At 61.8% G+C, this 4800-nt stretch carries 6 protein-coding genes; all 6 read left to right on the top strand.

Annotated elements, in window-relative coordinates:
* The first annotated feature begins 201 nt into the window (after positions 1 to 201).
* Complete coding sequence (locus tag EOA85_RS27895) at positions 202 to 903, top strand: response regulator transcription factor (protein ID WP_065011523.1); 702 nt, start codon at positions 202 to 204, stop codon at positions 901 to 903.
* Positions 904 to 987: 84 nt separating this feature from the next.
* Complete coding sequence (locus EOA85_RS27885; RefSeq protein WP_029347437.1) at positions 988 to 2769, top strand: sensor histidine kinase; 1782 nt, start codon at positions 988 to 990, stop codon at positions 2767 to 2769.
* 119 nt (positions 2770 to 2888) lie between these two features.
* Positions 2889 to 3350 (top strand): HPr kinase/phosphorylase, encoded by a 462-nt coding sequence (locus tag EOA85_RS27880; RefSeq protein WP_127211913.1) that lies wholly within the window; start codon positions 2889 to 2891, stop codon positions 3348 to 3350.
* Between the two features lie 164 nt (positions 3351 to 3514).
* Entirely contained in the window at positions 3515 to 3916 is a 402-nt protein-coding gene (locus tag EOA85_RS27870) for a PTS sugar transporter subunit IIA (protein WP_029347440.1), read from the top strand.
* Positions 3913 to 4209: an HPr family phosphocarrier protein gene (locus EOA85_RS27865; RefSeq protein WP_095493998.1), complete on the top strand. Its 297-nt coding sequence runs from the start codon at positions 3913 to 3915 to the stop codon at positions 4207 to 4209. The genes EOA85_RS27870 and EOA85_RS27865 overlap by 4 nt, the downstream gene beginning before the upstream one ends.
* A 250-nt stretch (positions 4210 to 4459) precedes the next feature.
* Positions 4460 to 4800 (top strand): adenosylhomocysteinase (locus tag EOA85_RS27860; protein WP_164759929.1); only part of this gene is annotated, 341 nt, incomplete at its 3' end.

Here is a 4800-nt window from a genome sequence, read left to right as displayed (position 1 = left end):
GTTTATATGTGCAAAAAATCAGGCGGTTGCCCAAAGGATTGGCGGTCTTTAACAGTCCAATCCATGTTGAGGTGAAATTATGGCCGCCGGAGTGCCGCTCGTGACAGCGGACGAAGCCTGTGCCACATTTTGTACCTAATTTGTCCTGCAGAAGCCCCTTCTCGACCAAAGAAGGGACAGCTCATGAGGGAGCCACTTGAAATGGCAACAATCGCGCTTGTCGACGACGACCGCAACATTCTGACTTCGGTGTCGATCGCCCTCGAATCGGAGGGGTATCGTGTCGAAACTTACACGGATGGGGCGTCGGCGCTGGAAGGTCTGGCGGCGCGCCCGCCGAATCTCGCCATCCTCGACATCAAGATGCCGCGCATGGACGGCATGGAGCTTCTGCGCCGGATGCGCCAGAAATCCGACCTGCCGGTGATCTTCCTGACGTCCAAGGACGACGAGATCGATGAGCTTTTCGGCCTCAAGATGGGCGCCGACGACTTCATCCGCAAACCCTTCTCGCAGCGTCTTCTGGTCGAGCGGGTTCGCGCCGTGCTGCGCCGTGCCAGCGCCCGCGAGGCGTCGGCCAAGACGCCCAGCCAGCAGGCCCGTTCGCTCGAGCGCGGCCAGCTTGTCATGGACCAGGAGCGTCACACCTGCACCTGGAAGGGCGAGCCGGTGACACTTACCGTCACCGAGTTCCTGATCCTGCATTCTCTGGCCCAGCGCCCCGGTGTGGTAAAAAGCCGTGATGCGCTGATGGATTCGGCCTATGATGAGCAGGTCTATGTCGATGACCGCACCATCGACAGTCACATCAAGCGGCTTCGCAAGAAGTTCAAGGCCGTCGATGATGACTTCGAGATGATCGAAACCCTTTACGGAGTCGGATATCGGTTCCGCGAAGCATGAATTGATGCATGTCGCCCAAAAGTGGTCCCGGTTTTGGGACAACGACATGCTCAAAACTAAAGACTGAGCGGGGGCTGCTATTCGATGGCAGTGGACGTAGAGCGAGTGAGACGGACGGGCGCCCGGCGCCCATCGCGGATTCTGCCGGCATTCCTGTCGAAAATCACGGTGCCAATGCGCCGTTTCCTAGGCCACCACATCTTTTCCAGCCTGACGCGGCGCATTCTCTTCCTCAACCTCGCCGGCCTGGCCGTCCTGGTCACCGGCATTCTCTACCTCAACACGTTTCGCGACGGGCTGATCGATGCCCGCGTCGAAAGCCTGATGACCCAGGGCGAGATCATCGCCGGCGCGATCGCGGCATCGGCGACGGTCGAGACCGATTCGATCAGCATCGATCCGGAAAAGCTGCTTGAACTGCAGGCCGGCGAAAGCCTCGGCCCCGGCTCCGATCAACTCGACAATCTCGATTTTCCGATCAATCCGGAGCGCGTCGCGCCGGTGCTTAGGCGGTTGATTTCGCCGACACGGACGCGCGCCCGCATCTATGATCGCGACGCCAATCTGCTGCTCGATTCCCGTCATCTCTATTCGCGTGGCCAGATCCTTCGCTACGACCTGCCGCCGGTCGACGCGGAAGAGCCCGACCTTCTGGAACGTGTCCAGAAGTTCGTCTTCGACTTCTTCCGCAACACGGCGCTGCCGGTCTACCATGAACAGCCGGGCGGCAATGGCGCAGCATTTCCGGAGGTGGTCAAGGCGCTTACCGGCAGCCCGTCGACCATCGTGCGGATCTCCGAACAGGGCGAGCAGATTGTTTCGGTCGCCGTGCCGATCCAGCGCTTCCGCGCCGTCCTCGGCGTGCTGATGCTGTCGACGGAAGGCGGCGACATCGACAAGATCGTCGCGGCCGAGCGCAAGGCGATCCTGCGCGTCTTCGGCATCGCCGCCCTTGTCACCGCGATCCTGTCGATGCTGCTCGCCTCGACCATCGCCAACCCGCTGCGCCGGCTGTCGGCGGCGGCGGTCAGGGTGCGGCGCGGCGTCAAGAATCGCGAGGAAATCCCGGACTTCTCCGACCGGCAGGACGAGATCGGCAACCTGTCGATCGCCGTGCGCGACATGACCAATGCGCTCTACGCCCGCATCGAGGCGATCGAAAGTTTCGCGGCTGACGTCTCGCACGAATTGAAGAACCCGCTGACCTCGCTGCGCAGCGCGGTGGAGACCCTGCCGCTGGCCAAGAACGACACGTCGCGCGGCCGGCTGATGGAGATCATCCAGCACGACGTCAGGCGGCTGGACCGTCTCATCACCGACATTTCCGACGCCTCCCGTCTTGACGCCGAGCTCGCGCGGGAAGACGCAGGAACCGTGGATCTCAAGAAATTCATCACGGATCTGGTCGACGTTTCGCGCACGGCCACGCGCAACAAGAAGACGGTCGACATCGAATTCAAGGTCGCCAAACTGCCGCAGGGCGTCAAAGGCTATTTCGTCGCCGGCCATGATCTGAGGATCGGCCAGGTCATCACGAATCTGATCGAGAATGCCCGCTCCTTCGTTCCTGAAGAGCGCGGCCACATCGCTATATCTCTGGCGCGCGCCGGCAAGGTCAACATCATCACCGTCGACGACAATGGTCCCGGTATCAGGGCCGACAACATCGACCGCATCTTCGAACGCTTCTACACCGACCGGCCGGCCGGCGAGGCGTTCGGCCAGAACTCAGGCCTTGGCCTGTCGATCAGCAGGCAGATCGTCGAAGCCCATGGCGGCACGCTGACCGCCGAGAACATCCCGGGCACCAAACCCGGCGAGATCAAGGGCGCGCGCTTCGTCGTGACACTGCCGGCCGAAGGCTGACGCATGATCCCAAAAAGTGGCATCGGTTTTCGGACAAGATCATGCGTAAACCAAAAAGCATGACTCCGAAAAGTGGGTCCGCGGCAGCGAAAAATGGGAACCGGGTTTCGGACAAGATCATGCCTGATCCAACTGTGCAGGCCGAGAACATTCACGGCACGGCGATCCTGATCGGCGAGCGTGGTGTCCTTATCACGGGACCGTCCGGCTCGGGCAAGACGACGCTGGCGCTCGCCCTCATCGATCATTGTCGCCAGCATGGATTGTTTTCGCGGCTGATCGGCGACGACAGGCTCCTCGCTGCCGATCACGCGGGGCGGCTGGTCTGTCGGGTGCCCGCTCCCATCGCCGGCCTCGCCGAGGTGCCCGGATTCGGTCCGCGGCCATTGTCGTTCGAGCCCGGCGGCGTGATCGATCTTCATGTCCGGCTGGTGCCGGCAACCGAGATGGCCCGCTTCCAGGACGATGTCACCGAGCCTATAGCCGGCTGCCCGGTGCCGAGTATTGATCTCGCCGAACGCAATGTTCCGGCGGCCTCGCCGGCCGTGATGGCGCGGCTGCTGATTGCGCCTTTCGTATAATCCAATTTCGAATTGTTGCTGCAATGCGTCAAAATGGCCTGTGCCTGTGCAATTTTGGGCTTGTCAACGCGCCTCGCGTCGACAAGATAGCGCTCCCGCCGCCTGAAATTGGCCGGCGAGCATGAAACGCCTATGAAGCGGCGATGGACGGGAGCCACCAAAGAATGATCGGACTCGTGCTTGTAACGCACGGTCAACTGGCCGCCGAATTCCGCCATGCCGTGGAACATGTCGTCGGGCCACAAGACAGTTTCGAGACCGTGGCGATCGGCGCCGATGACGATATGGAGCAGCGCCGCAGCGACATCGTCGACGCCGTTGCCCGTGTCGACACGGGAGCCGGCGTCATCGTTTTGACGGACATGTTCGGCGGAACGCCCTCCAATCTCGCCATTTCGGTAATGGAATCCGGTCGAACCGAAGTCATTGCCGGTATGAACCTGCCGATGCTGATCAAGCTGTCCAGCATTCGCAAGGGCGACAATATGAGCGCAGCGCTGGACGAGGCGCAGGCGGCCGGCCGCAAATACATCAATGTCGCCAGCCAGCTTCTTAGCAGCAAATGAACGCGCTGTCGGCCAAGAAGGGTGACATCGTCCGGGAATTTCCAATCGTCAACCAGCGTGGCCTACATGCCCGCGCCTCGGCGAAGTTCGTTCAGGTCGCCAGCGGCTTCGACGCCTCCGTCCAGGTCGAGAAGGACGGCGTCACGGTTGGCGGCACCTCGATCATGGGCCTCATGATGCTGGCGGCGAGCCCCGGCTATTCGATCCGCGTCACCGCCAGCGGCCCGGAGGCCGAGCAGGTGATCGACGCGCTGGAGCAACTGGTCGCCTCCCGCTTCGGCGAGGAGTCCTGACGCCCAGAGCGCCGCGCCTCATTTGGACGCGCAAAGGACGCTTTAGCACTTTGAATTTGCGCATCGTACTTCCGGAAACCAATTCCGATTTCGGACCGAGGCGTCTCCGAAGACATGCACGGATAAAGATTTCTTTATATCCCATTGTCGTCAGACCGACGATCTGCTAGTCAGGCCGGCAACTCGCGCCCTTCGACACGCCTTCCGGCGTGGGCGCATCCCGAAGAAAATTCTTGATCGGAGCACTGCCATGACGGGTAGCAATGACTATATGGTCGCCGACATCTCGCTTGCCGGCTGGGGCCGCAAGGAGATCGAGATCGCCGAAACCGAAATGCCGGGCCTGATGGCCTCCCGCGAAGAATTCGGCAAGGCGCAGCCGCTCAAGGGCGCGCGCATCACCGGCTCCCTGCACATGACCATCCAGACGGCCGTGCTGATCGAAACGCTGAAGGCGCTCGGCGCCGATATCCGCTGGGCCTCCTGCAACATCTTCTCGACCCAGGACCATGCGGCCGCGGCCATCGCCGAGGCCGGCATTCCGGTCTTCGCCGTCAAGGGCGAGACGCTCGAGGACTACTGGGTCTACAC

It is taken from the genome of Mesorhizobium sp. M5C.F.Ca.IN.020.29.1.1, from assembly GCF_003997375.1.
Classification (GTDB): Bacteria; Pseudomonadota; Alphaproteobacteria; order Rhizobiales; family Rhizobiaceae; genus Mesorhizobium; species Mesorhizobium wenxiniae.
Note: the sequence above shows the minus strand (reverse complement) of the source record. Positions and strands in the feature narration are given on the sequence as shown.